The sequence below is a fragment of the Mesorhizobium sp. CA4 genome, assembly GCF_020165075.1.
Taxonomy (GTDB): domain Bacteria; phylum Pseudomonadota; class Alphaproteobacteria; order Rhizobiales; family Rhizobiaceae; genus Mesorhizobium.
In genome coordinates, this window is sequence record NZ_JAIUHK010000026.1 from 46,507 (window position 1) to 73,185 (window position 26,679).

Here is a 26,679-nt window from a genome sequence, read left to right on the forward strand (position 1 = left end):
CGGCCATGACGCTTCCATCGCAAATGCAGGGTCTGCTGCTTGTCGGCGATGGTTACACCCGGACGCCTTCGGCGGCTGCGCTCGAAGCGATGGAGCCTTACCTCCAGCCCGGCCGCATAGCCGTGCCGGCGCCCGGGCCGGCACAGGCGCTGATCAAGGTCAGCCTTGCCTCGATCAACCCGTCCGACATCGCCTTCATCAAGGGCCAGTACGGCCAGCCGCGGGTCAAGGGCCGTCCCGCGGGTTTCGAGGGCGTCGGCATTGTCGTCGCCACGGGTGATGATCCCTATGCAAGGAGCCTTGCAGGCAAACGCGTCGCCTTTGCCACCGGCGTGTCGAACTGGGGCGCCTGGGCAGATTATGCCGTCGCCGAGGCCGCGTCCTGCATCCCGCTCATCGACACGGTGCGCGACGAGGACGGCGCGGCGATGATTGTCAATCCGCTGACCGCCTTGGCCATGTTCGACATCGTCAGGGAGGAAGGCGAAAAATCCTTCATCATGACGGCCGGCGCCAGCCAGCTCTGCAAACTGATCATCGGGCTGGCGAAGGAGGAAGGTTTCCGGCCGATCGTCACGGTGCGCCGCGACGAGCAGATCCCGCTTTTGAAGGAACTCGGCGCCGCCCATGTGCTCAACGAGAAGGCGGCGGATTTCGAGGTGGCGTTGCGCGAGGCGATCAAGGCCGAGCAGCCGCGCATTTTCCTCGACGCCGTCACCGGCCCGCTGGCTTCCACCATCTTCAACGCCATGCCGAAACGCGCGCGCTGGATCGTCTATGGCAGGCTCGACGCCGAGCCGACTGTGATCCGCGAGCCCGGCCAACTGATCTTCCAGCACAAGCGCGTCGAGGGCTTCTGGCTGGCCGAATGGATGCCGCAGTTCCGCGACAGGCTGGGCCCGGCGGTGCTGGAAGCGCAGAAGCGCTTTTCCGACGGACGCTGGTCGACCGAGGTCACGGCGGTCGTGCCGCTGGACGAGGCGATGGCGCGGCTGCCGGCCGAGCTCGCCAAGCCCAACGGAAAGGTGTTCATCAAGCCGTAAGCACCCGAGGGTCGATCGCAGCCGTTCAGACCTCGGGCCAATGCCTCGAACACAAAGCTGTGATCGACAAAATAGCGGCGGAAAAATGCCGCTGTTGCGCCTTCCCTTGCGCCGCGCCGGTAACAGTCACGCTCGGATGTTTTATTGCATTCGATGTGATATCTCGCCGGCGGTGAAGCCAGGCGGCGATGGGAAAGCCGTCCTGGTCGGAGTGCGGGGTCCGCTATGATGGTAACCAAGCCGGTTTTCGACCGTTTGGGATTTTGGCTTTGGGTCGGGTCGTTTCTGATCGTGCTTGGCCTGGCGCTGTGGTCGCCCGATGCGCGTTCGGTGGTCCATATCTACAGACATGGCAGTGAAGCGTTTCTGAGCGGTCAGCCACTGTATCAGGTCGAAGTCGCCATGGGCTATCTATACGCTCCAGCCTTCGCCGTCCTCTATGTTCCCCTGCTGAAGCTCGGGCCGTATCTGGGCGATGATTTGTGGCACATACTGGGCTTTTCGGTACTCACCTTTGCCGCGATGCGTCAGGTGCGCAAGCTTGGCGGCCAGGAGCAGACATGGCTGCTGTCCTTCGGTCTTTTCCTTGCCTTGCCAGTGGCGCTTGCGGCGCTTCGCAACGGCCAGGCGACGATCCTGCTCACGGGGGCGTGCTGGTTTCTCACGCTGTCGACACTCGAGGGACGCCGGGCCGAAAGCTTCTTCTGGGCCATGCTTGCGATCATCGCCAAGCCGACCGCGATCATCATGCTGCTTCTGGCGGGAGCGCTGCGCCCCAGGCTGATACCGGTGCTGGTGCTGGCGGTGCTCGTCGCGCTCGCCATCCCCTATGGTTTTGCGTCGACCGACTACGTCAACGCGCAATATCACGATTTCTTCCGGCTGCTGACTTCGATGACGGTCGACCCAACCGGCCCCTTCGTCCCGGCCGACTTCACGGCGCCCTTCGCGCGGTTTGGGATGCCGCTTTCGGAGTTTGACGCGACGATCGTGCGCGTGTTCGCCGGTCTGCTGACGCTTTGGCTGGTGCTCCAGTTCGACCGTAGGCTGGACACCAACATCAGCGGACTCGCCATCTTTCTCGCCGCGGCATTCTACATGTGCGTCTTCAATCCGCGGGTCGAGCAGAACACTTACGCCATGGTGGCGGTGCCTGCCGGTCTCTCCATCGCCTTGCTTTGGCGGGAGAAGGGAGCCGGGGCCATGTGCTGGTTCTTGGCGGCGTTCCTCTTCGTCACCGGACTGACCAGTGCCGACCTGCGAATGCACGATCTTTTCCACCCGTGGTTCCGGCCGATCAGCATCAGCATAATCGCCTGCGTGCTCGTCGGTTGGTTCTGGACGCAAGGCAGACAGAAGGCGCCTGCCGCCGGGGCCGTCGCGCATGGCTGAGATGCTCGACATCATCGCGCCGTTCTTCAACGAGGCCGAATCCGCCATTGCGTTTGTCGGGCTGCTCGACAGGCTGGAGGCGGCCGTAGCGGAGCGCTTCGGTATGGCGGTCCGCAAGATACTCGTCGACGACGGCAGCCGCGACGGCAGTGCCGAGACGTTTGCAGCTGCGCTCTCCGGCTCCTGGGAGATCGTGCGGCTGAGCCGCAATTTCGGCAAGGAAGCGGCGGTGCTCGCCGGCCTCGATCATTCCCGCGGCGACATGGTCCTGATCATGGATTCCGACCTCCAGCATTCCATGGATATCAGCCTGAGGATGATCGCAGAACTGGTCGAGAATCCGCAGATCGATGTCGTTTACGCGCAGAACGACCGGCGCGAGGGGAGCTGGCGGCGCAGCCAGTTGGCGCGGCTCTTCTATAGGCTGATCAACAGCAGTCAGCGCTTCGATATCCCCGAAAATGCCGGAGACTTCCGCGTCATGCGCGGCGCCGTGGCGCGTGCCTTGACCAGCGTGCGCGACAAGCGTCGTTTCAACAAGGGGCTGTTCGCCTGGGCCGGCTTCCGCCAGAAGGCGGTGCTCTACTCGCCGGAAAACCGCGCCAGCGGCACGTCCAAATGGACAAGGTTCAACCTGATCGCGTTCTCGCTTGAAGGGTTCACCTCGTTTTCCGTGATCCCGCTGCGCGTCATCAGCCTTATCGGATTGCTGGCGGCATTCGCAGGTCTCGCCTATGGCGTGAAGGTGCTGTTCGAGGTGCTGTTCTACGGCATCGCCGTGCCTGGCTACCCCAGTATCATGGTCGCCGTCGTGCTTTTTGGAGGCCTCAACCTGGCGCTGCTCGGCCTGATCGGTGAGTATGTCTGGGTGACGCTCAGCGAAAGCAAGGACCGGCCCGTCTACATCGTGCGCGACGTGCTGCATGGCAATGGCGCCGAGCAGGTCGCTCCCGGCAAATGACCCGGCCGATCCGCCTGATCGCCGACGATTACGGCATCGCGCCGGGGGTGTCGGGTGCGATCCTCGACCTTATTGAACGCGGCCGTCTGACCGGGACCAGTTGCATGACCGGCTTTCCCGAATGGGAAGAGGCGGCGGCGCGGATAAGGCCGTTCCGTCGACGGGCGGCCATCGGATTGCACCTGACCCTCACCGATCAGATCGCCGCGACCGGTTCGTCCAGCCTGGCGCCGGAAGGCAAGCTGCCCGGGCTCGCCTCTCTTGCGCTGCCGGTGCGGCGCGGGCGCATCGACGAGCGGGACATTCATGCCGAGCTCGACGCCCAGTACGACCGGTTCACCGAAGCGCTGTCCGGCCCGCCCGACCACATCGACGGACACCAGCATGGGCATTTTCTTCCCGTGGTACGGAATTGGTTGCTCGGCCGGTTTGGGGAGAGCGCACACAAGCCGGCGCTGCGCGGCGCGCCCGGGCTTGCCGGCCTGGACGCGGCGGCCAAGATCGCGGCGATCGCCGCTCTGGCCGCGGGTTTCAACAGAGCGATGCAACGGGCGGGCTTCTGCGTCATGACGCCGCTTTGCGGCATCTATGACTGGCGGCAGCCGCAAAAATTCGCTTCGACGCTGCGCGCCGCGGTCGACACCTTGCCCGAACACGGGCTGTTCATGTGCCATCCGGGCCATGTCGATGACATTTTACGGGCGCGGGACCCGATGCAGGACGTGCGTGAGGTCGAGTTCACGGTTCTGAGTTCCGAGGATTTCGGCGCCAACCTCGAACGGGCCGGAACGCGCGTCATGGACGGCAAAGCATGAGCGCCGGCCAGCCGCAGCAGCGTTCGACCGGCAACAAGGTCGTCCGTTTCGCCTTGGTCGGGCTGGTCAACACCGGGATCGACCTCACCGCATTCTTCCTGCTGCTCAAGCTTGCGGTGCCGGCTTTGGCCGCCAATGTCGGCGCCTGGTTCGTCGCGGTGCTCTTCTCGTTCGTAGCGAACCGCTTCTGGTCGTTCGAGCGGGACCGGGGCATCCGGCTGCACCATTCCTTCCTGCGCTTCGTCTCGCTGGGGGCGCTGATTTCGCTTGGCGTTTCGAGCCTCTCGATCACGGCACTGGCCGGGATCGCAGGCGTCTGGCCGGCCAAGATCATCGGCGTCGTGGTCGCGGCCGTGCTGAACTTCCTGGCGGCGCGCTGGTCGATCGAGGGCCGGCTCGTAAAGTAGTTACTCGGCCGGTATCCGGCCGCTAGCGCAGGCTCTCGAGGTCGCGGATGCGTTTGGCGCCGGCCGCTTCCAGCTGCCTGGTCACGGCGCCGATCAGCGTTTCGGCGACCACGAACAGAGCGGCGGATGAATCCCACGCCGAAGGCACGGCGGTGCGTCCGGCGATCACGTGGCGGGCGAAGCGGGCGATCGGCGAAAGCCACTGGTCGGTGAAGAGAATGATCTGCACGCCACGCTGATGAGCTTTCTCGGCGAAGCGGACAAGACTGTCCTGGTAGCGGCGGATGTCGAAGATCACCAGAACGTCGCGCTTGCCCATGTCGATCAGCCGGTCGCGCCAGATGCTCTCCTGGCCGGCGAGATGATAGACATCCGGCTGGATGATGGCGAGATGCGCTGCCATGTAGCGCGCCAGCGGATCGGTGAAACGGCCGCCGATGAGGAAGGTCTTGCCGCGCCGTTCGGCAAGCCGCGCGGCGATATCGGCGAGTTGCTTGTCGGTGAGGTGGCGGAAGGTCTCGCGCATATTGTCGAGCGTCGCCTCGAGCATCGGCGAAACGGCGCCGCCGGCCGAGCTTGGATTGAGCGTGCGCGAAGCCGGCGACTGCAATTGCGCTGCCAGCTCATCCTGCAGCGCCGATTGGAATTCGGGGTAGTTCTGGAAGCCGAGCCTGGCGACGAAGCGCAGGATCGTCGGCGAGGATACGCCGGCCGCGGCCGAGAATTCCGCGACCGTCTTCAGTCCGGTCAAAGGATAGTTGGCAATCAGCGTCTGGGCGGCGCGTCGCTCGCCGGCCGGCATCGTGCCGATGCGGTCCGAGATCAGTTCGGCAATGCTGGAAATCATGTTTTCCCCCGCCCGTTGACCCGCCGCCGCCATTTTCCCGAATTCGCGTTTGACAAAGCCGACCAAACTGTATGAAATCATTCATAGGGACGCAATGAGACAAAATACGTAACATAAGATACAGCGCCCCGCAGGGGACGATAATGGAGAAAGCTCGGCCCGCTAGCCTTGCACCGTCTGAGACCGTAAGGGTGACCAACCCCGGCGGATCCAGCCCCTTCGTCTTCACCTGCGATCACGCTTCGAATTTTCTGCCCGCCGAGTTCGGAACGCTTGGCCTCCCGGCCGCGGATCTTTCGCGCCATATCGCCTGGGATCCGGGCGCGCTTCCCGTTGCCAGCCGCATGGCGCAGGCGCTCGACGCGACCTTGATCGAGACCCGCGTGTCGCGGCTCGTCATCGATTGCAACCGGCCGCTCGACGCGCCCGACCTTGTTCCGCCGGTCAGCGAGACGACAGTCATTCCCGGCAATTCGAGCCTGTCCGACAAGCAGCGCGCCGCCCGTATCGACCTTGCCTGGCACCCGTTCCACGACACGATCGCCGAGATCGTCGAGCAGCGGCTGGCGCGGGGTCAGGAGACGCGTCTGGTGTCGGTGCACTCCTTCACGCCGGTCTACAAGGGCAAGAGCCGGCCTTGGCATATCGGCATCATCCATGATGACGACCGCCGCCTGGCGACGCCCCTGGTCGCGGCGCTGCAGCGGCTTGCCGGCGTCACCGTTGGCGTCAACGAACCCTATTCGCCGGCCGACCGCGTCTATTTCACGCTGGAGCGGCACGCGCGTTCGCGCGGCCTTGCCTGCGCGATGATCGAAATCCGCAACGACGAAATCTCCGGCGAGACCGGGCAGCGGAAATGGGCGGATCTGCTCACAGGCATATTTTCGAATCTGGAGCCCGAGGAGGCCAGGGGCTCCCGACAAAGCGCAATGGGAAAGTCAGTACAATCGGCCAGCTAAGAACCAATAGGGGACTTCCAATGGCAGCAGACGACTATACCGAAGTCGATAAGGCGGACGACATTCAGGTCCTTCACAGCATGGGCTATGCCCAGGAACTGGAGCGGCGCCTCAGCCGCTTTTCGAATTTCGCGGTTTCCTTCTCCATCATCTGCATTCTGTCCGGCGGCATCAATTCGCTGGCTCAGGCGACCTCGGGCGCAGGCGGCATCGGCATCGGTATCGGCTGGCTCGTCGGCTGCTTTGTCTCGCTCACCTTTGCCGTGGCTATGTCGCAGATCAGTTCGGCCTATCCGACGGCCGGCGGGCTCTATCACTGGGGCTCGATCCTCGGCAATCGCGGCACCGGCTGGGTGACGGCCTGGCTCAACCTGCTCGGCCTGATTACCGTGCTCGGCGCCATCAATGTGGGCACATGGACCTTCTTCGTCGGCGCCTTCGGTCCGGCGCTCGGCATCGAGGGCACGCTGACCAACCAGATGATTTTCCTGGTCATTATCACCGGTGCCCAGGCGCTGATCAACCATCTCGGCATCAAGCTGACGGCGAAACTGACCGACTTCTCCGGCTATCTGATCTTCTTCGGCTCGATCCTGATCGCGGTGGTCTGCCTGCTTTCGGCCGAGACCTGGGATTTCAGCCGCCTCTTCACCTTCCACAACTACTCCGGCGACGCCGGCAATGGTGTGTGGCCGTCGGTGTCGAATGCCTGGGTGTTCGCGCTCGGCCTCCTGCTGCCGATCTACACGATCACCGGCTACGACGCCTCGGCGCATACGTCGGAAGAGACCATCAAGGCGGCTTCTTCCGTGCCGCGCGCGATGGTCATGTCGGTCGTCTGGTCGGCGCTGTTCGGCTATCTGTTCCTGGCCGCCTTCGTGCTGATGATCCCGAACATGGACGATGCCGCCAAGCAGGGCTGGAACGTGTTCTTCTGGGCTTTCGACCAGCGCGTCAGTCCGGGCCTCAAGGAGTTCGTCTACCTTGTGGTGTTCATCGCGCAGCTCTTGTGCGGTCTTGCCACCGTCACCTCGGCCTCGCGCATGATCTTCGCCTTCTCGCGTGACGGCGGCCTGCCTGGCTCGTCGGCGCTGGCCAAGGTCAGCCCAACCCACCGTACGCCGGTGGCGGCGATCTGGACGGCCTCGATCCTGTCGGTGCTGTTCGTATGGGGCTCGTCGGTGGTCTCGGTCGCCGGCACCTCGGCCTATACGATCGTGGTGTCCTGCACCGTCATTTTCCTGTTCCTCTCCTTCATCGTGCCGATCGTGCTCGGCATGATGGCCTGGGGAACGCCGAAATGGGACAAGATGGGCCCGTGGAACATGGGGCGCGGCGTCTTCATGCTGTTCGGCGTTCTGTCGATCGTGTCGATGATCCTGATCTTCGTCATCGGCATCCAGCCGCCGAACGACTGGGCGCTCTACATCACCGTCGGTTTCTTCATCCTGACGGCGATCGTCTGGTTTGCCTTCGAGCGTAACCGTTTCCAGGGCCCGCCGCTTGGCGACATCATCGCGGCGCGCCAGGCGGCGATCAAGGCGGCCGAACAGGCGGTCGGCGAGACCGGCCACTGAATCTTCAATCTCTGACCATGGCCGGCGCAATGCCGGCCATGGTTTTGTTTCTCCCTTAAATCGACAAGCACTGGAGCGCCAAAGGAATGGCCGGGAATTTCTCGTTCGATCAGTTGAAGAATGCGGTCTCGAACGGCGAGATCGACACGGTGCTGGCCTGCATCGTCGATATGCAGGGCCGGCTCGCGGGAAAGCGCTTCCTGGCTAAGTATTTCGTCGATTCCGCGCATGGCGAGACGCATGGCTGCAACTATCTGTTGGCCTGCGACATCGATATGGAGCCTGTGCCGGGCTACAAGGCGGCGAGCTGGTCGAAGGGCTATGGCGATTTCGTCATGAAGCCGGACCTGTCGACGCTGCGGCGCATTCCGTGGCTGGAGAAGACGGCGCTGGTCATCTGCGACGTGCTCGACCATCACACGCATGACGACCTCGCGCATTCGCCGCGCGCGATCCTCAAGAAGCAGGTCAAGCGCCTGCAGGAGCGCGGCTATATCGGCTATTTCGCCTCCGAGCTCGAATTCTATCTGTTCAGCGAAACCTACGAGTCCGCGCGCAAGAAGCACTGGCAGGGGCTCGATAGCGCCTCGCCCTATATCGGCGACTACCAGATAGGCATCACCACCAAGGAAGAAGGCGTCATGCGCCGGCTTCGCAACGAGATGGAGGCCGCCGGCATTCCGATCGAGAACTCCAAGGGCGAGTGGGGCCCCGGCCAGGAAGAGATCAACGTGCGCTATGCCGAGGCGCTCGAGATGGCCGACCGCCACGTCATCCTGAAGAACGGCGCCAAGGAGATCGCCGATTCCGAAGGCAAGTCCATCTCCTTCATGGCCAAGTACAATTATGGGCTCGCCGGCAATTCCAGCCACATCCACAATTCGCTGTGGAGCGCCGATGGCAAGACGCCGCTGTTCTTCGACAAGAAGGCCGACTGGACGCTGTCGAGTCTCGGCCAGCAATGGGCGGCCGGCCAGCTCAAATATGCCAAGGAGTTCACCTGGTGCCTGGCGCCCTACATCAACTCCTACAAGCGCTTCCAGGCAGGCACCTTCGCGCCGACCAAGATCATGTGGAGCGAGGACAACCGCACCGCCGGCTTCCGGCTCTGTGGCGAAGGCACCAAGGGCATCCGCATGGAATGCCGCATCGGCGGCGCCGACCTCAATCCTTATCTCGCCTTCGCGGCGCTGATCGCGTCGGGCCTCGCCGGCATCGATGAGAAGCTGGAGCTGCAGAAGCCTTTCGTAGGCGATGCCTATCAGGCCTCGCGCCTGCCCGAGATCCCCAAGACCTTGCGCGACGCCACCGAGACGCTGGCCAAGTCGAAGATGCTGAAGCAGGCCTTCGGCGAGGAGGTGATCGAGCACTATGTGCACACCGCCCGCTGGGAGCAGTTCGAATACGACCGCCGCATCACGGATTGGGAGCTGCACCGGGGCTTTGAGAGGTACTAAAGGGCCGGGTTGGCGTCGGCGCTGCCCTTACCCTGTACCCGTAAAGAACGGGGAGAGGGGGTCGCCAGCGCAGGAGCTTCTCCTTCTCCCCGTCACTATACGGGGAGAAGGTGCTGGCAGGCGGATGAGGGGCGGCGCCAAGCCAAGTGATTTTCGATTGTTGTAAACTGTGAGGAAGAAATGACCGAAATGGTCAAACTCAAATCCCCCATCGACGGCTCGATCTATGCCGAACGGCCCGTCGCCAGCGATCAGGCGATCAACGCCGCGGTCGAGCGCGCCAGGGCCGCGCAGGAGAAGTGGGCCGAGACGCCGGTCGTCGAGCGCGGCAAATACATGCTGGCGATGCTCGAGGCGCTGGTTGCCATGAGCGACGAGATCGTGCCCGAAATCGCCTGGCAGATGGGCCGGCCGGTGCGCTATGGCGGCGAGTTCGGCGGCGTCAAGGAACGCACCAACTATATGGTCGAGATCGCCGAAGCCGCACTGAAACCGGTCCTGGCCTCCAACCCGAAGGACGGCTTCCGCCGCTACGTGAAGAAGGTGCCGCTCGGCGTCGTGCTGGTGATCGCGCCTTGGAACTATCCTTATCTCACCGCGGTCAACACTATCGTGCCGGCGCTGATGGCCGGCAGCGCGGTGATCTTGAAGCACGCCGCGCAGACGTTGCTGGTCGGCGAGCGCTTCCAGCAGGCTTTCGATAAAGCCGGCCTGCCAAAGGGGCTGTTCCAGAACCTGGTCATGAACCATGCCCAGGCCGAGAAGCTGCTCGGCTCCGGCAAGATCGACCACGTCAATTTCACCGGCTCTGTCGGCGGCGGCCGCGCCATCGAGAAGGCCGCGGCCGGCACCTTCATGACGCTCGGCCTAGAGCTCGGCGGCAAGGACCCGGCCTATGTGCTGCCCGACGCCAAGCTGGACCATGCGGTCGCCAACCTGGTCGACGGCGCCTTCTTCAATTCCGGCCAGTGCTGCTGCGGTATCGAGCGCGTCTATGTGCACGAGAAGGTCTATGACGAATTCGTCGAGGGTTTTGTCGCCGAGACCAGGAACTATGTCGTCGGCAATCCGCTGGAGCATGCGACCACTCTCGGCCCGATGGCGCAGGCGCGCTTCGCCGACTTGATCCGCGAGCAGAAGGCCGAGGCGCTGCGCAAAGGCGCGACCGCGCATATCAACATGAAGGTCGAGAACGACAAGCCGGGCTCGCCCTATCTGGCGCCGGAAGTGCTGACCGGGGTCGACCACCAGATGAGCGTCATGCGCGAGGAAAGTTTCGGGCCGATCGTCGGCATCATGAAGGTGCGCAACGACGAGGAAGCGATCGCGCTGATGAACGACAGCCCCTACGGGCTGACCGCCTCGATCTGGACGTGCGACACGGAGCGCGCAATCGCCATCGGCGACCGCGTCGAGACCGGCACCGTGTTCATGAACCGCTGCGACTATCTCGACCCGGCGCTGGTCTGGACCGGCGTCAAGGACACCGGCAAGGGCGCAGCCCTTTCGGCCATCGGCTACGACAATCTGACCCGGCCGAAATCCTATCACCTGCGTGAAGCGATCTGACCTTTCGAAAGACAAAAATGTCCAAGCTCATCTCCAAATGGAACTATCCCACGACCGTCCGTTTCGGCGCCGGCCGCATTAAGGAATTGCCGGACGTGCTGGCGGCGGCCGGCATCAAGCGTCCGCTCTTCGTCACCGATCCGGGCCTGGCGAAGCTGCCGGTCGTCGCCTCGACGCTGAAGATCCTCGACGAAGCCAAGGTTCCCTATGGCGTGTTTTCGGATGTGAAGCCGAACCCGGTCGAGTCCAACCTCACCGCCGGCATCGCCGTGTTCAAGAAGGGCAAGCATGACGGCGTCATCGCCTTCGGCGGCGGCTCGGCGCTCGATCTCGGCAAGCTGATCGCCTTCCAGGCCGGACAGACGCGGCCCGTGTGGGATTTCGAGGACATCGGTGACTGGTGGACCAGGGCCAATTCCGATGCGATCGCGCCGATCATCGCGGTGCCGACCACGGCAGGAACCGGCTCCGAGGTCGGCCGCGCCGGCGTCATCACCAATGAGGAGACCCACACCAAGAAGGTCATCTTCCATCCGAAGCTTCTGCCGGCGATCGTCATTGCCGATCCGGAGCTGTCGGTCGGCATGCCAGCCTTCATCACCGCCGGCACCGGCATGGACGCGCTTGCGCATTGCCTGGAGGCCTATTGCGCGCCGGGCTACCACCCGATGGCCGACGGCATCGCGGTGGAAGGCATCCGTCTGGTGTTCGAGAACCTGCCCAAGGCCTTTGCTAACGGCAAGGACCTGGTCGCCCGCGCCCATATGATGAGCGCCGCCGCCATGGGCGCCGCCGCCTTCCAGAAGGGGCTGGGCGCCATCCATTCGCTGTCGCATCCGATCGGCGCGCTCTACGACACCCATCACGGCATGACCAATGCTGTGTTCATGCCCTATGTGCTGGCCTTCAATCGCGAGGCGATCGAGGACCGTATCGCCAGGCTCGCCGCCTTTTGCGGCATCAAGGGCGGCTTCGATGGTTTCGCCAAGGCAGTCATCAAGCTGCGCAAGGACCTCAAGGTGCCGCACGCGCTGCCGGGCCTGATCAAGGGGCTCGACATGGACAAGAAGCGCAAGGCGCTGATCGCCGACATGGCGGTGGTCGATCCGACGGCGGGCGGCAATCCGGTGAAGCTCACCAAGAAAGCGGCGCTGACGCTGCTCGAAAATGCGATCGCCGGCTCCATCTGAGAGCCGGCTTTCAATACCAAAAAGTCAAATAAGGGAACACTCTAGGAAAGGGAGAGGGGGCAAAATCAAGGCAGCTAACCATTAGCCGGAAAATTAAGCGCGGGCTAATTGCTACGGTCCGTTAAAAAGAGTTAACTTTTTTGGCCGCGGGGCTCCGGTTTCAAAAAGCCTTCATCGGGCTGTCACACGAAAACGATACCCGCATCGCAGGCGCTTAAACGCGCCAGTTCAACGGAGAGAACACATGTTCAAGTTCACGGGGAAAGTGCTTTCCCTCTCGGCCGCGGCGCTCTTTGCGTCGACGGTGATTTCGTCCGCGGATTCGCTGGACGATCTCGTCAAGGCCGCGAAGGCTGAAGGCCAGCTCACCACCATCGCGCTTCCGCATGACTGGTGTGGCTACGGGGCAGTGATCGAAGGTTTCAAGGCTAAGTATCCGGGAATCACCATCAACGAACTCAACCCGGACGCTGGTTCCGGCGACGAGGTCGAGGCGATCAAGGCCAACAAGGACAACAAGGGCCCGCAGGCGCCTGACGTTATCGACGTCGGCCTGTCCTTCGGCCCGACCGCCAAGAAAGACGGCCTGCTGATGCCCTACAAGGTGTCGACCTGGGACTCGATCCCGGACAGCGCCAAGGATGCCGATGGCGCCTGGTACGGTGACTATTACGGCGTGCTCGCCTTCGAGGTGAACAAGGATCTGGTCAAGGAATCGCCGACCGACTGGGCTGACCTGCAGAAGCCGGAATTCGCCAACTCGGTCGCCCTTGCCGGCGATCCGCGTGCTTCGAACCAGGCCATTCAGGCCGTTTATGCTGCCGGCCTTTCCAGTGGCGCCGCCGCTGGTGAAGCAGCGGGCACCGCCGGCCTCGAATACTTCAAGAAGCTTAATGCGGCCGGCAATTTCGTGCCGGTCATCGGCAAGACGGCGACACTCGCCCAGGGCCAGACGCCGATTCTCGTCACTTGGGACTACAACGCGCTTTCGGGCCGCGACACGCTGAAGGGCAACCCGCCCGTCGATGTCATCGTGCCGAAGACCGGCGTCGTCGCCGGCGTCTATGTGCAGGCGATCAGCGCCTTTGCGCCGCATCCGAACGCCGCCAAGTTGTGGATGGAATATCTCTATTCCGATGAAGGCCAGATCGGCTGGCTGAAGGGCTACTGCCATCCGATCCGCTTCAACGATCTCGCCAAGAACGGCAAGATTCCGGCGGACGTGCTGGCGAAGCTGCCCCCGGCGGAGTCTTACGCTTCCGCCGTGTTCCCGACGCTCGACGAGCAGGGCAAGGCCAAGGAAACCATCACCAAGAATTGGGACGCCGTCGTCGGCGCCAATGTGAAGTAACAGGGTGATATCGACCGGGTGGCCCTGGCCGCCCGGCCTATTTTCAGAACGGTAACCGGCGCATGACCGATCTCTCGCTCTCCAACAAGGCCATTGCGGGAAAGACCGCGCCGCCGGCCGAGGCTCGGAGCCTGAGGCTGCCGACGCAGTGGCTTGGCGTCACGCCTTTCTTCATCTTCGCCGTGATGTTCCTGATCCTGCCCACGCTCTATCTGATGCTGGGCGCTTTCCAGAACGAGGCAGGCGAATTCACCTTCGCGAACATCGTCGCGCTCTTTTCGGCCAACATCGTTGCCGCTTATTGGATCTCGATAAAGGTCAGCCTAGCGTCATCACTCATCGGCGCCTTCGCCGGCCTTGCCATCGCCATCGCCATCGTGCGTGGCGGGCTGCCCGACTGGATACGTTCAGCGACACTGACCTTCTCCGGTGTCGCATCCAATTTCGCGGGCGTGCCGCTCGCGTTTGCTTTCATCGCGACGCTTGGGCGGCTCGGTCTCGTCACTGTCTTGCTCAACACGCTGGTCGGCCTGAACCTCTACGCGCATGGCTTCAACCTGCTATCGTTCTGGGGTCTGACGATCACCTATGTCTATTTCCAGATTCCGCTGATGGTGGTCATCATCGTGCCGGCGATCGACGGGCTGAAACGGGAATGGGGTGAGGCCGCCGCCACGCTCGGGGCCACCCAGGCGCAATATTGGCGCATGGTGGTCATTCCGGTGCTTTGGCCGAGCTTCCTGGGCACCGTCATCCTGCTCTTCGCCAATGCGTTCGGAGCAATCGCAACCGCCTATGCGCTGACCGGCTCGTCGCTCAACATCGTTCCGATCCTGCTCTATGCGCAGATCCGCGGCGACGTGCTGCACAATGCGCATCTCGGCTATGCGATCGCCTTCGGCATGATCTTCATCACCGGGCTTGCCAACATCTTCTACATCTGGTTCCGGACCCGCTCGGAGAGGTGGCTCAAATGAAGGCTGGCAAGTTCTGGGCCTGGGTCGTCTTCATCCTCGGCGCGGCCTATTTCTTCATACCGCTGATCGCGACAGTCGAGTTCTCGCTGCGCATGCGGCGCGGTGTCTATTCCTTCGATGCGTACAAGGTCGTGCTGGGCGACAGCCAGTTCCAGGCGACGTTCATATTTTCCGTGGTCGTCGCCATCTTCACGATTCTGCTGGGTGTGCTGATCGTGGTGCCAACCGCCTATTGGATCCGCCTGCGCCTGCCCCAACTGCGCCCGGTGGTCGAGTTCATCACCTTGTTGCCGTTGGTTATCCCAGCCATCGTCATCGTTTTCGGCTATATCAGAATGTATGGCTCGAATTCGCCGCTGCCGTTTCTCGGGTCGAATTTGGGAGCGAACGCGCTGCTGGTCATCGGCTACGCGGCGCTCGCGCTGCCCTACATGTACCGGGCCGTGGACACCGGTCTGCGCACCATCGACGTTCGCACGCTGACGGAGGCCGCGCAGATTCTGGGGGCAGGCTGGGGTACGATCATCACCCGGGTTATTCTGCCCAATGTGCTGATCGCAGTGTTGTCGGGCGCGTTCCTCACCTTCGCCATCGTCATTGGCGAATTCACCATGGCCAGTCTGCTCAATCGCCCTGCCTTCGGTCCGTACCTGCAGAACCTTGTGGCCAATCGCGCCTACGAACCGGCCGCGCTGTCCATCATCGCCTTCGCGATAACCTGGGGCTGCATGTCCCTGATCCAGATTCTGTCGCGTTTCGCGCCAAGATCGGCGAACCGCCCCAACTGAGCGAAAAGCACCGAAAGAAAAAAAGCCATGGCCGAGCCGTTCCTCTCCATCCAGCATGTACGAAAATCCTTCGGCGCCACTACAGTGGTGGAGGACTTCAATCTCGATGTCGCGCCGGGTGAGTTCGTCTCCTTCCTTGGCCCGTCCGGCTGCGGCAAAACCACGGTGCTGCGCATGGTCGCCGGTTTCGAGGAGCCTTCGGCCGGCAAGATCGTGGTCGGCGGCAAGGACATCACCAAGCTGAAGCCCAACCAGCGCAATGTCGGCATGGTGTTCCAGGCCTATGCCCTGTTCCCGAACCTGACGGTGGGGCAGAACATCGCCTTCGGTCTCAAAGTGGCCGGCATGCCCAAGCCGGATGCCGACAGGCGGGTCGCCGAGATGCTCGACATGATCAAGCTGCCGCAGATGGCCGACCGCTATCCCTATCAGCTTTCCGGCGGCCAGCAGCAGCGCATCGCGCTCGCGCGGGCGATTGCCCCCAAACCCAAACTGCTTTTGCTCGACGAGCCGCTGTCGGCGCTCGACGCCAAAGTGCGCGTGTCGCTGCGCGAGGAAATCCGCTCGATCCAGAAGAAGCTCGGCATCACCACCATCTTCGTCACGCATGACCAGGAAGAGGCGCTGTCGATCTCGGACCGCATCGCGGTGATGTATGGCGGCAAGGCCGAGCAGGTCGGCACGCCGTTCGAGATCTACAACCGGCCGGCAACCAAATTCGTCGCCAATTTCGTCGGCACGCTGAACGTGCTGGAGGGCAAGGTCACCGACGCCGCGTCTGGCAAGGTGCAAGTCAACGCCCAGGAAGTGTCGCTCAAGGGCAAGCTCAACGGCTCGAAGTCCGGCGACACGCTTTCGCTGGCGCTGCGGCCCGAAGCCATCTCGCTGGGGCGCCAGCCCGGCCATGACACCAGCCTGTCGGGCGAGATCGCCGAAGTGCATTTCCTCGGTTCCGTCATCCGCGTGCGCGTCGGCATCGGCGGCAACACAGTATCGCTCGATACGTTCAACAACTCGGCGACACCGCCCCCTGCCGTGGGCGACAAGGCGGACATCTCCTTCTCGTCGGGCGACATGCTGGTTTTGCATTGACGGCTCTGGCCCGTCCTGATGCCGATAAGACATGCCAGACGGTTCTCTGTGATATACGGCCGTCATCGGTATGTCCTGCGAGCACCCCTATGAGGCGGCGCGGGTTTGCCGGATAATCAACAGTATCCGGTCTCAGGGTGCTGACAAGCTTCGCGCTTCGCCGCTACGATGAGCCATGGCGCTGTTCGAACTTACCCTGATTCTGCTGCTGATCGCCGTCGCGCTGACGGCGGTATCGCGATGGCTGGAGGTGCCTTACCCCTCGCTGCTGGCGCTTGCCGGAGTTGGACTTGCCTTCGTGCCGGGCGCGCCGGTGATCGAGATCGATCCGGAACTGGCGCTTGCGCTGTTTATCGCGCCGGTGCTTCTCGACGCCGCCTATGACACCTCGCTGCGCGACCTGAAGCGGTACCGGCTGTCGCTTGCCCTGCTGGCGCTTGGCGCGGTCGTCTTCACCACCGTGGTGGTTGCCTTTGTCGGCTGGAAGATGGCCGGCCTGCCGATCGCGGCGGCGATAGCACTCGGCGCCATCGTCGCGCCGCCGGACGCGGTGGCGGCAAGCGCCGTGCTCAGCCAGTTCAAGGTGCCGCACCGCATTACAGCCATCCTGCAGGGCGAGAGCCTGCTCAACGATGCCACGGCGTTGTTGATCTACCGGATATCGGTTTCGGCAGCGGTCGGCACGCTCATGCTCAAAGACGCGGTGCCCGTCATCCTGCTTGCAACGGTCGGCAGCGTCGTGGCGGGCTACCTGTTCGGCCGGGCGTCGCTGCTCACGCTGACGCGCATCGAGGATGCGGCAAGCAGCACCGTGGTGCAGTTCGCCGGAACCTTTGCTGTCTGGATCATTGCGGACAGGCTCGGCCTTTCCGCCATCATCACCATCGTCGTCTATGCCATCACCATCGCGCGCACCGGGCCACGCCGGATGTCGGCGAGACGCCGCGTCAGCGCCTATTCGGTCTGGGAATCGGCAGTGTTCGTGCTCAACGTGCTGGCGTTCGTGCTGATGGGCTTGCAGGCCCGGTCGATCATCGGCCGGCTTGCCGGCGATGGGCAAGGCGAGGCCTTTCTCTTCGCCGCGACAGTTTTTGCCGTCGTTATCGTGGCACGCCTCGTCTGGGTGGCGGGATACGTCGCAGTCATCCGATGGTTTGCCCGCAACGACAGCGAGGAAAAAAAGCAGGATGCGCCGACGTTCGCCGGCGCCGTGCTTGTCGGCTGGTGCGGCATGCGCGGGCTGGTGACGCTGGTCGCCGCCGTTGCCTTGCCGGCCGGCTTTCCCGGGCGTGACCCGATCGTGCTTGCCGCTTTCGCGGTCGTGCTCGGCACGCTGGTGCTGCAGGGCATGAGCCTGAAGGCTCTGCTGCGCTGGCTCAATTTTCCGCGCGATACTTCGATTGACCGCGAGGTGGCCGAGGCGCGGGTGGCTATCATGCAGGCCGCGCTCGATGTGCTGAGCCGCAAGACCTCGTCCGCCGCCGCGGTCGTGCGCGAACAATATGAGGCGCAACGCCGGATCGCCGAAAATCCCGACGACGCGCAAGCCGCGACGGAATACGACCGGCTGCGCCTCTACGCCATCAAGCGGCAGCGCGACACGCTGGAGGAACTGCGCAGCAACGGCACGATCGGCGACGAGGCCTATCACCGGCTGGAAGAGGAGATCGACTGGTCGGAACTGGCGGCGTCGCCTGCCGGAAGTTATCAGCCGCTGACGACCTATTAGCAATTCCCGGCGGAAAACCGCTCACACTTTTCCTGGAATTGCGCTACTGCGATCACCAGAAGTGAGCCGGTTAATCAATGAAGCTGATCAGCTACAACATCCAGTACGGCTACGGCAGCGACGGGCGCTACGATCTCAGCCGCTGTGCCAGGCTGGTGGAGGGCTCCGACATCATCGCGTTGCAGGAGGTGGAGCGGCATTGGCGTCGCACCAATGAGGACGACCAGCCCGAGATCCTGTCCAGCTTGCTGCCTGACTATTACTGGGCCTACGGCCCCGCCTTCGACATGGATGCCAGCGAGAAGCGCGGCGGCCGCATCGTCAACCGCAGGCGGCAGTTCGGCACGATGGTGCTGTCGAAGCTGCCGATCGTCTGGTCGCGGCTGCACACGTTGCCGCTGCGGCGAACGCTGAGGCCTCTCAACACCCGCAATGCGGCGCTGGAGTGCATGATCCGCACGCCGGCGGGACCGGTGCGGGTGCTTTCCTTGCATCTGGCGCATATCGCGGCCGAAGAGCGGCTGGAGCAGATCGACTATCTGCTTGCTGAGCATCACCGCGCGCCGGCCGACGGCGGGCCCTGGAGCGGTGTCGACGACGAGCCGCAGCGCGACTGGGCGAACGGCCAGCCGGAACCGGAAAACCCGCTGGCGGCGATCTGGCTGGGCGACTTCAACATGGAGCCGGGCAGCGCCGAATACCGGCGCATCGTCGGCAATGTGCCCTATCATCGGGGGGCTGCCTATATCGACGGCTTCGTCGATGCCGCGGCCGTCGCAAGCGAGTCCGGGCCGGACTTCCATACGCACGAAAAGATCATCGATGGCAGGCTGGCGAAACGACGGCTCGATCATTGCTTCGTCGGCGGCATGCTGGCCGGGCGCGTGCGTTCGGTCAGCGCCGATGTCGGCGAGGTGGCGTCCGACCATTTTCCGCTCCGGGTGGATATAGATCTGGAACCGCCGGGCATCGCCTCAGCCCTGGCGGGCAGGTGAGGCGGGGATGACGCTGTTCGTCTTCCTGGCGGTGCTTTCGGCGGCGGCTATGCACGCAATCTGGAACGCGCTGGTCAAGGTGCATCTCGACCGCTTCCTGTCGATCACGCTGATGACGCTCGGCATGGGCTTTGCGGCGCTGTTCGCGCTGCCCTTCGTCGAGGTGCCAAAGGCCGAAGTCTGGCCCTACATCATCGCTTCGGTGATCTTCCATATGGGGTACCGGACGTTCCTGATCGGCGCCTACAAGGCGGGCGATTTCGCCCAGACCTACCCGCTGGCGCGCGGCACCGCACCGCTGCTCTCCGCACTCGGCGGCATTGTCATGGTCGGAGAGGTCCCGGCGCCGTTCGCCATGCTCGGCATCGTGCTTTTGTCGGCCGGCACGCTGGTCATGTCGTTCCGCGGCGGCGCGCATCTGGAGAAGCTCAATCTGCGCGCGGTCGGCTTCGCGCTTGGCACCTCGATCTTCATCGCCAGCTACACACTCTCCGACGGCAGCGGCGCGCGGCTCGCGGCAACCGCGCAAAGCTACGCCGCCTGGCTGTTCGTCTGCGATGCGACGTGGGCGCTTGTGCTGTGCATCTTCTTTCGCGGGCCCCGGTCGCTTCCGGTGCTGGCGCGCGACTGGAAAGCCGGGTTGTTCACCGGCGTTCTCAGCGGCGCGGCCTATTGGATCGTGATGTGGGCGATGACCAAGGCGCCGATCGCCTCGATCGCGTCGCTGCGCGAGACCTCGATCCTGTTCGCCATGCTGATCTCCGTGCTGGCGCTGGGCGAGAAGATGACCGTCTGGCGCGCAGCCGCGGCGCTCGGCATCGTTGCCGGTGTCGCGGCGCTCAGGATGGGATAGAGCGGAAACGTCAGCCGAGCACGGTCATCACCTGGCCACGCTTTTCCGGACTGAAGCGGATGACGACGATGATGCAGACGGCGACCACGCCGGCAAACAGGGCCAGCGCATAGCCATAGCTGCCTCCCGGCGCTTCGGCGATACCGGCCTGGTATGGGCCGCCATAGGAGGCCGCCAGATTGCCGGCCTGATAGATGAAGCCGGGCAAGGTCGCCCGCACCGAGCCTGGCGACAGCTCGTTGAGATGCACCGGAATGACGCCCCAGGCGCCCTGCACCGCCACCTGCATGATAAAAGCGCCGATCGCCAGCATGAAGGGCGTGGTCGTGTAGGCCCAGAGCGGAATTGCCGGCAGGGCGATCACGCAAGCCAGCGTGATGGCGTTGATGCGGCCGATCCTTTCCGACAGCGCGCCGAAGGCGAGGCCGCCGACGATGGCGCCGATATTGGCGACGATGGTGATCCAACTCACCGTGTGCGTGTCGAAGCCGTGCTGCTTCTTCAGGAAGGTCGGATACAGGTCCTGCGTGCCATGGCTGAAGAAGTTGAAGAACATCATCAGCACCACGGCATAGAGCGCAATGCCCCAGTGCTTCTGCAGCGTTTCGAGGAGGCCCGGCCGCGCCTGGGCGCGGCCTTCGACGAAGGCCGGCGATTCCGGCACATGCGAGCGGATGAAGAGCACGACCATCGCCGGCACGAAGCTGAGCAGGAACATGGCGCGCCAGCCGAAGGTGAAGTCGCCGATCTTCTGCCCATAGAGCAGCCCGTAGACCACCGCGGCCAGCAGATAGCCGGCCGGATAGCCGCATTGCAGGATGCCCGAGACCGTGCCGCGCGCGCTCGGCGGAATGGATTCCATGGCGAGCGAGCTGCCCAGGCCCCATTCGCCGCCCATGGCGACGCCGAACAGCGCGCGTAGCGCCAGGAATACTCCGAGGTTGGGCGAGAAGGCGGCTAAAGCGCCGATCACCGAATAGCTCACGATGTTGAGCATCAGGATGGGCTTGCGGCCGTATCTGTCGGCAAGCATGCCGAAGAAGAACGCGCCGATGAAACGCGTCGCCAGTGTCAGGAACAGTGCTTTGGATACCGCCGGAACGTCGGTCTGGAACTCAGCGGCAATATCGGTGAGCAGGAATGTCAGAAGGAAGAAATCAAAAGCGTCGAGCGTCCAGCCGAGGAACGATGCGATTACGGTTTTCTTCTGCTCGGTGGTGAGGTTCAAGGCGGTCCTCCTTTTGCATCCCCCGAAAGCAACGATATGTTCCAGGGCGGGCAAAAGAGAACGGGACGGCTGCCGGATTTGAGCCGGCGAGCGGTCACATTTGCGTCACCTCCAGATCGATGACCATCAGCCCGTCGGTGCCGCCCTCGAGGGTGGCGACCAGACGGGCGCCGGCGCGCTGATGCGCGTTGTGCGCCAGATAGGCATCCCGGGCGGCGGCATCGCGGAAATCGATGGTGAAGCCGTGGCCGAAGCCGGCCCGAACGGCTCCGGGCTGACATTGGCGCTGAACTGCACCTTGCCCATGCCGTCGACGACCGCGCGCAACGCTTCCAGTCGGCGTGGATTGCCGCGCGTTCGGTCTCAGGAACGTCGTCGCGAAAGTGAACAAAGACGCAATGCCGTATCATCGTTGCCGCCTCATGCCGCTTGGTTGCCCTTGAACACGGCCGGCGGCAGCGGCTCGCGGCCGAGGATCAGGTCGGCGCCTTTTTCACCGACCATGATCGTCGGCGCATTGGTGTTGGAGGAGGGGACGCGCGGCATCACCGAAGCGTCGCAGACGCGCAGGCCTTCGATGCCACGCAGCCTCAAATCCGGCGTCACCACGGCCATCGCATCATGGCCCATGCGGCAGGTGCCGACGGGATGGTGATCGGTCTTCGAGGAGCGGCAGGCATAGTCGAAGAGATCGGCGTCGCTCTGGAGGTTCGGACCCGGCAGCACCTCGCGCAGCACATAGGGCTGCAGCGCCTTCTGCCGCATGATCTCGCGGGCCAGCCTGAGCCCCTTGATCGACATGTCGCGATCATAAGGGTCCGACCAGTAGTTCGGATCGATCAGCGGATGGTCGGCCGGGTCGGCGCTCTTCAGCCGCACCGTGCCGCGCGAGCGCGGGCGCAGGAAGGCGGAGTTGAGCGTCACGCCCGGGTTCTTCAGCTTCTCGACGCCGGCCTCGATGCCGGAGCCGAGGCCGAGATGGAACTGGATGTCCGGCGAAGCGGCCGTCGGGTCGGCGTACCAAAAGCCGCCGGTCTCGAACAAGCTCGAGGCGACGGGGCCCTTCTTGAGCAGAAGATACTGCAAGCCGGCCCATAGCGTGCGGTGCAGCTTGGCGTAATTGTCATAGGTGTGGTCACCGGTGCATTCGGCGATGACGAACAGGTCGAGATGGTCCTGCATGTTGGAGCCAACGCCGGGCAGGTCATGCAACGGCGTGACGCCGACCGATTTCAGATGGTCGGCCGGGCCGATGCCCGATTGCATGAGGAGCTTGGGCGAGCCGATCGCGCCCGAAGACACGATTACTTCGCGTTCGGCGCGCAGGATAGACTTTTGCCCGCCCGGCCCGTCGACCACCTCGACGCCGACGGCGCGGCCCTTCTCGACGACGACGCGGGTGACGAGCACGTCGGTCCTGACCGTCAGGTTCTTGCGGGCGCCAATCGGCTTCAGATAAGCGACGGAGGCCGATGAGCGCCGCGCATTCTTTTGGGTCAGCTGATAGTAGCCGACGCCCTCCTGGCTCGCGCCATTGAAGTCCGGGTTAAAGGGTATGCCCATTTCCTGGCCGGCGCGGAAATAGGCTTCGCAGATCGGCAGCGGCGAGATCGGGTTCGAAACGCCGAGCGGCCCTTGGTCGCCGTGATAGTCGTTGGCGAAACGCTGGTTGTTTTCGGCGCGCTTGAAATAGGGCAGCACGTTGCGATAGCCCCAGCCGGTCAGCCCCTCTTCCTTCTCCCAGGCATCGTAGTCGCGGGCATTGCCGCGCGTGTAGATCTGCGCGTTAATCGACGAGCCGCCGCCGACCACTTTGGCCTGCGTGTACCAGAAGACGCGGTCCTTCATGTGCTTCTGCGGCACTGTCGACCAGCCCCAGGAGGCGATGCCCTTGGTCATCTTGGCAAAGCCCGCCGGCATATGGATCAGCGGATGCCAATCCTTGCCGCCGGCCTCCAGAAGCAGGACCGAATTGCCCGGATCCTCGCTCAGCCGGTTGGCGAGAACGCAGCCGGCCGGACCGGCGCCAACAATGATGTAGTCAGCCATTGTTCCTCACAAGCGTGGCACGGAGAGCGCGCCGTCGACATCGATGACCGATCCTGTCGAAAAGCCGAACTTTCCGGAGGCAAGCGCGGCCACCACAGCGCCGATGTCGCCGGCCTCACCCCAGCGTTTTGCCGGCACCAGGCCGTCCTCGATCACCGCGTCATATTTGGCGGAAACGCCAGCTGTCATGTCGGTGCGGATGATGCCCGGCCGGACCTCGAACACGCCGATATTTTCGGGTGCGAGCCGCAGCGCCAGGTTCTTCACCCACATCGAAAGCCCGGCCTTGGAGATGCAGTAGTCGGCGCGTTCCGGCGAAGCCATGGCGGCGCTCACCGAGGTGATGGTGATGATCGATTTGGCATGGTCGCCCGGTGCTGCGAGCATGGCCTTGGCGACGACCTGGCTGAGGAACACCGTGCCGCGCAGGTTGATGTTCAAGGCGCGGTCGAAATTCTCCGGCTTCAGCTCCAACAGATCGCCGCGCACCACGGCGCCGACGCCGGCGTTGTTGACCAGGCAATCGATGCGGCCGAAGGCGTCCGCGGCTGCTTCGACCAGTTTCGAATGGCCGGCGAGATCGGCAATATCGCAGCGGGCGTAGGCGAATTTCGCGCCGCGCGTATCGATGTTTTCGGCAAGCCCAGCCGCAGGATTCTCAGCGAGATCGGCCATCAGAATGTCGAAACCGGCATCCGCCAGCGCCTCGGCGCAGGCGAGGCCGATGCCGCGCGCGCCGCCGGTGACGATGGCTGCCGGGCGGGTCATGCGGCAAGTTCCGTCTTGCGGATGTGGTCAGCAACGCGCAGCGCCTGCGCCGCGATCGACAGCGCCGGATTGACGGCGGCCGATGTCGGCAGGAAGCCGGCGTCGACAACGAACAGGTTTTGATGGTCCCAGGCGCGGCAGAAAGGATCGAGCGGCGACGTCGCCGGGTCGTTGCCCATCTTCACCGTGCCGCACTGATGCGAGGGGGTGCGCTTGTCGAAGGGCCGCGACAGCACGATCGGATAGCCGCAGGCCCGAAGGTTCTCGCGCATGACCTTGGTCAGGCCATCCAATGACTGCATGTTGGAGCGCCGCCACTGCATGACGATCTCCTTGCCCTCGACCATGATGCGGCTTTCAGGATCGGGCAGGTCCTCGCACATCAGGTACCAGTCGACGGCATGGCCGGCCATGAAGTCGAGCACGAATTTCGGCATCGTCTTCACATTGGCCTTCAGCATGTTGCCGTCGATCTTGCCGAGCAGTTGCACATTGCCGAGCGGCTTGCCGCCTTTGCCGTCGGACAGATAGTAGTCGTTGAGCATCAGCGTCTTCTGGTAGACGCTATCGTTGCGGCGGCGCGGATCGATCGCCAGCATCGCGCTCGAATTGTGGTTCATGAAATTGCGTCCGACCTGGTCGGAGCTGTTGGCGAGGCCTTTGCCCGTCGCGGAGGGCGAGCGCAGCAGGATGGCGGCCGAATTGATCGCGCCGGCCGACAGGATGACGAGCTTCGGCGACAGCGTCTTCTGCGCGCCGTTCTGGGTGTAGTGGATGACCGCGATCGTCTTGCCGTCCGGCGTGGTTTCCAGCCAGTCGACATGCGCGCCGGTCTCAAGCCGGATGTTCTTGTCGGCAAGCGCTGCCGTCAGCGGTCCGGTCTGCGCGTCGATCTTGCCCTGGCCGGTGTTCGGGAAGGCGTCCCAACCCGTCCTGCCGTCCTTCAGCCAGGCCTCGATGTCGACGCCGAGCGGCAGCGAAGCGGGGTGCAGTCCAAGGCTCTTCAGCTCGGCGCGGGCGCGGGCGATCGCCGGCTCGTCCGGCACCGGCTTGAAGGCATAGGGGATCGAATGGAACGGCTCGGTCGGGTCTTCGCCCAGCGTGCCGCGCACGCGAAAAAGCTGCTCGGCCTTCGAATACCACGGCTCGAATTCGTCATAGGAAAACGGCCAGGCCGGCGACACGCCGCCGAAATGCTCGAGCTCGGAAAAATCCTCCTTGCGATAACGGATCAGGACCGCGCCGAAGAACTTCGAATTGCCGCCGACATAGTAGTAGTTGCCTGGGTTGAAGGCAGCGCCGCCGGCCTCGCGCCACATCTCCTTCGGCCGGTAGTGCTCGTCGATGAAGATGGAGCGCGTCGAGCGCGCATGCGGCGTCGCGGGCAGCGGTTCGCCGCGCTCCAGGATCAGGATCGAGGCGCCGCTGCCGGCCAAGCCGGAGGCGATCGTGGCGCCGCCGATGCCGGAGCCGATGATGACGATATCCGGGTTTGCCATAGCTTTTTAAAGGATGCGCTTCTCGGTCGCCGGGTCGAAGAACACCGCCTTGCTGAGGTTGAAGGCCAAAGGCGTGCTGGTGCCAGGCTGGATATTCGCATCGGCCCTCAGTCGCGCCACCACGCCCTTGCCGCCCAGATTGGTGACGGCGAAAGTGTCCGATCCCGCCGGCTCCACCACCTCGATATGGCAGTCGGCCGTGGCGATGTTCGAAGCGTTGCGTTCCGCACCTTCCGGGTCGGTCAGCGCTTCGGGGCGCACGCCGAAGATCACCGGCTTGTCCTTGAAGGCCGCAAGACCTGAGGGCGCGCCGGACATCGGCAGCACGATCGGCTGGCGCGCCTCGCGGTCCAGCACCACCGACAGCCCGCTGCCATTGGCGTCGATCTTGGCCGGGATCAGGTTCATCGCCGGCGAGCCCATGAAGTCGGCGACGAAGATGTTGGTCGGGTTGTTGTAGATCTCGGCCGGCGTGCCGAACTGCTGCACCTCGCCGTCGCGCATCACGGCGATCTTGGTTGCCAGCGTCATCGCTTCGATCTGGTCATGCGTGACATAGACGATCGTCGTGCCGGTTGTGGCATGCAGGCGCTTGATCTCGATGCGCATGTCGACGCGCAGCTTGGCGTCGAGATTGGAGAGCGGCTCGTCGAAGAGGAAGAGTTTCGGGTCGCGCACCAGCGCCCGGCCCATGGCGACGCGTTGGCGCTGACCGCCGGAAAGCTGACTGGGCTTGCGGTTGAGCAGATGGCCGATCTGCAGGATCTTCGCCACCTTGTCGATCGCCGCCTGGCGTTCCGTCGCCGGCACGCCGCGCATCTCCATGCCGAAGGCGATGTTGCCGGCAACCGTCATGTTGGGGTAGAGCGCGTAGCTCTGAAACACCATGGCGATATCACGCTTCGAAGGATGCAGGTCGTTGATGGCGCGACCGTCGACGCGGATCTCGCCCTCGGTGATCTGCTCCAGCCCGGCGATGGTGTTGAGCAGCGTGGACTTGCCGCAGCCGGAAGGGCCGACAAGCACCAGGAAGCCACCCTTTTCGAGCTCGACATTGATGCCCTTCAGGATCTCGACATTCCCGAAGCGCTTCTTCAGCCCATCAATTTCCAGAAAAGCCATGGTCGTTC

24 protein-coding genes are annotated in these 26,679 nt (G+C 63.7%); 17 read left to right on the forward strand and 7 right to left on the reverse strand.

The features are described 5' to 3' along the window. Positions 1 to 5: 5 nt before the first annotated feature. The 5 genes from LB528_RS20705 to LB528_RS20725 all read left to right on the forward strand — a co-directional run bounded on the left by LB528_RS20705 (position 6) and on the right by LB528_RS20725 (position 4,618). On the forward strand, positions 6 to 1,043 hold the full coding sequence (locus tag LB528_RS20705; protein WP_224716112.1) for a zinc-binding dehydrogenase: 1,038 nt from the start codon (positions 6 to 8) through the stop codon (positions 1,041 to 1,043). A 225-nt stretch (positions 1,044 to 1,268) separates the two neighbouring features. Continuing rightward, entirely contained in the window at positions 1,269 to 2,435 is a 1,167-nt protein-coding gene (locus tag LB528_RS20710; RefSeq protein ID WP_224716113.1) for a glycosyltransferase 87 family protein, read from the forward strand. Next, positions 2,428 to 3,396, forward strand: coding sequence for a glycosyltransferase family 2 protein (locus tag LB528_RS20715; protein ID WP_224513986.1), 969 nt, complete (start codon positions 2,428 to 2,430; stop codon positions 3,394 to 3,396). The genes LB528_RS20710 and LB528_RS20715 overlap by 8 nt, the downstream gene beginning before the upstream one ends. Then, a complete protein-coding gene (locus LB528_RS20720) occupies positions 3,393 to 4,211 on the forward strand; it encodes a ChbG/HpnK family deacetylase (RefSeq protein WP_224513988.1) in 819 nt (272 codons plus the stop codon). The genes LB528_RS20715 and LB528_RS20720 overlap by 4 nt, the downstream gene beginning before the upstream one ends. Further along, positions 4,208 to 4,618: a GtrA family protein gene (locus LB528_RS20725; protein WP_224513990.1), complete on the forward strand. Its 411-nt coding sequence runs from the start codon at positions 4,208 to 4,210 to the stop codon at positions 4,616 to 4,618. The genes LB528_RS20720 and LB528_RS20725 overlap by 4 nt, the downstream gene beginning before the upstream one ends. 22 nt (positions 4,619 to 4,640) lie before the next feature. Here the strand turns inward: LB528_RS20725 and LB528_RS20730 are convergent, their stop codons facing one another. Continuing rightward, positions 4,641 to 5,465, reverse strand: a complete 825-nt coding sequence (locus LB528_RS20730; RefSeq protein WP_224513993.1) for a MurR/RpiR family transcriptional regulator — start codon at positions 5,463 to 5,465, stop codon at positions 4,641 to 4,643. A gap of 143 nt (positions 5,466 to 5,608) precedes the next feature. Between LB528_RS20730 and LB528_RS20735 the strand changes: the two genes are divergently transcribed. The 12 genes from LB528_RS20735 to LB528_RS20790 all read left to right on the forward strand — a co-directional run bounded on the left by LB528_RS20735 (position 5,609) and on the right by LB528_RS20790 (position 20,005). Then, the gene (locus LB528_RS20735; protein WP_224513995.1) at positions 5,609 to 6,427 is read left to right on the forward strand and encodes an N-formylglutamate amidohydrolase; all 819 of its coding nucleotides are present in this window, start codon (positions 5,609 to 5,611) and stop codon (positions 6,425 to 6,427) included. Positions 6,428 to 6,447: 20 nt separating this feature from the next. Then, complete coding sequence (locus LB528_RS20740) at positions 6,448 to 8,004, forward strand: amino acid permease (protein ID WP_224716114.1); 1,557 nt, start codon at positions 6,448 to 6,450, stop codon at positions 8,002 to 8,004. Between the two features lie 86 nt (positions 8,005 to 8,090). Continuing rightward, a complete protein-coding gene (locus LB528_RS20745; RefSeq protein WP_224716115.1) occupies positions 8,091 to 9,461 on the forward strand; it encodes a glutamine synthetase family protein in 1,371 nt (456 codons plus the stop codon). 180 nt (positions 9,462 to 9,641) lie between these two features. Beyond that, positions 9,642 to 11,030 carry an aldehyde dehydrogenase family protein gene (locus LB528_RS20750; RefSeq protein WP_224716116.1) on the forward strand — a complete coding sequence of 463 codons (1,389 nt, stop codon included), beginning with the start codon at positions 9,642 to 9,644 and terminating at the stop codon, positions 11,028 to 11,030. Between the two features lie 17 nt (positions 11,031 to 11,047). Then, positions 11,048 to 12,220 (forward strand): iron-containing alcohol dehydrogenase, encoded by a 1,173-nt coding sequence (locus LB528_RS20755; protein ID WP_224716117.1) that lies wholly within the window; start codon positions 11,048 to 11,050, stop codon positions 12,218 to 12,220. Between the two features lie 244 nt (positions 12,221 to 12,464). Further along, positions 12,465 to 13,571, forward strand: a complete 1,107-nt coding sequence (locus LB528_RS20760) for an ABC transporter substrate-binding protein (protein WP_224514005.1) — start codon at positions 12,465 to 12,467, stop codon at positions 13,569 to 13,571. A 62-nt stretch (positions 13,572 to 13,633) separates the two neighbouring features. After that, positions 13,634 to 14,548 carry an ABC transporter permease gene (locus tag LB528_RS20765; RefSeq protein WP_224589325.1) on the forward strand — a complete coding sequence of 305 codons (915 nt, stop codon included), beginning with the start codon at positions 13,634 to 13,636 and terminating at the stop codon, positions 14,546 to 14,548. Continuing rightward, positions 14,545 to 15,336 carry an ABC transporter permease gene (locus LB528_RS20770; protein ID WP_224514007.1) on the forward strand — a complete coding sequence of 264 codons (792 nt, stop codon included), beginning with the start codon at positions 14,545 to 14,547 and terminating at the stop codon, positions 15,334 to 15,336. The genes LB528_RS20765 and LB528_RS20770 overlap by 4 nt, the downstream gene beginning before the upstream one ends. Positions 15,337 to 15,363: 27 nt before the next feature. Next, positions 15,364 to 16,428, forward strand: coding sequence for an ABC transporter ATP-binding protein (locus LB528_RS20775; RefSeq protein ID WP_224514008.1), 1,065 nt, complete (start codon positions 15,364 to 15,366; stop codon positions 16,426 to 16,428). Positions 16,429 to 16,603: 175 nt separating this feature from the next. After that, positions 16,604 to 18,157, forward strand: a complete 1,554-nt coding sequence (locus LB528_RS20780) for a cation:proton antiporter (RefSeq protein WP_224716118.1) — start codon at positions 16,604 to 16,606, stop codon at positions 18,155 to 18,157. Between the two features lie 77 nt (positions 18,158 to 18,234). Continuing rightward, on the forward strand, positions 18,235 to 19,152 hold the full coding sequence (locus LB528_RS20785; RefSeq protein ID WP_224716119.1) for an endonuclease/exonuclease/phosphatase family protein: 918 nt from the start codon (positions 18,235 to 18,237) through the stop codon (positions 19,150 to 19,152). A 7-nt stretch (positions 19,153 to 19,159) separates the two neighbouring features. Beyond that, complete coding sequence (locus LB528_RS20790) at positions 19,160 to 20,005, forward strand: EamA family transporter (protein ID WP_224716120.1); 846 nt, start codon at positions 19,160 to 19,162, stop codon at positions 20,003 to 20,005. A 10-nt stretch (positions 20,006 to 20,015) separates the two neighbouring features. On the opposite strand, the gene LB528_RS20795 is transcribed toward LB528_RS20790, so the two are convergent. From LB528_RS20795 to LB528_RS20820, 6 genes are all read right to left on the reverse strand, one after another. Beyond that, entirely contained in the window at positions 20,016 to 21,233 is a 1,218-nt protein-coding gene (locus LB528_RS20795; RefSeq protein ID WP_224716121.1) for an MFS transporter, read from the reverse strand. A 94-nt stretch (positions 21,234 to 21,327) separates the two neighbouring features. Next, complete coding sequence (locus tag LB528_RS20800; RefSeq protein WP_224716122.1) at positions 21,328 to 21,624, reverse strand: Dabb family protein; 297 nt, start codon at positions 21,622 to 21,624, stop codon at positions 21,328 to 21,330. A gap of 29 nt (positions 21,625 to 21,653) precedes the next feature. After that, positions 21,654 to 23,282 carry a GMC family oxidoreductase gene (locus tag LB528_RS20805; RefSeq protein ID WP_224514015.1) on the reverse strand — a complete coding sequence of 543 codons (1,629 nt, stop codon included), beginning with the start codon at positions 23,280 to 23,282 and terminating at the stop codon, positions 21,654 to 21,656. Between the two features lie 6 nt (positions 23,283 to 23,288). Next, a complete protein-coding gene (locus tag LB528_RS20810) occupies positions 23,289 to 24,050 on the reverse strand; it encodes a 3-ketoacyl-ACP reductase (RefSeq protein WP_224716123.1) in 762 nt (253 codons plus the stop codon). Next, positions 24,047 to 25,549 carry an FAD-dependent oxidoreductase gene (locus LB528_RS20815; protein WP_224514018.1) on the reverse strand — a complete coding sequence of 501 codons (1,503 nt, stop codon included), beginning with the start codon at positions 25,547 to 25,549 and terminating at the stop codon, positions 24,047 to 24,049. The genes LB528_RS20810 and LB528_RS20815 overlap by 4 nt, the downstream gene beginning before the upstream one ends. A 6-nt stretch (positions 25,550 to 25,555) precedes the next feature. Next, entirely contained in the window at positions 25,556 to 26,671 is a 1,116-nt protein-coding gene (locus tag LB528_RS20820; RefSeq protein ID WP_224716124.1) for an ABC transporter ATP-binding protein, read from the reverse strand. Positions 26,672 to 26,679 lie beyond the last annotated feature (8 nt).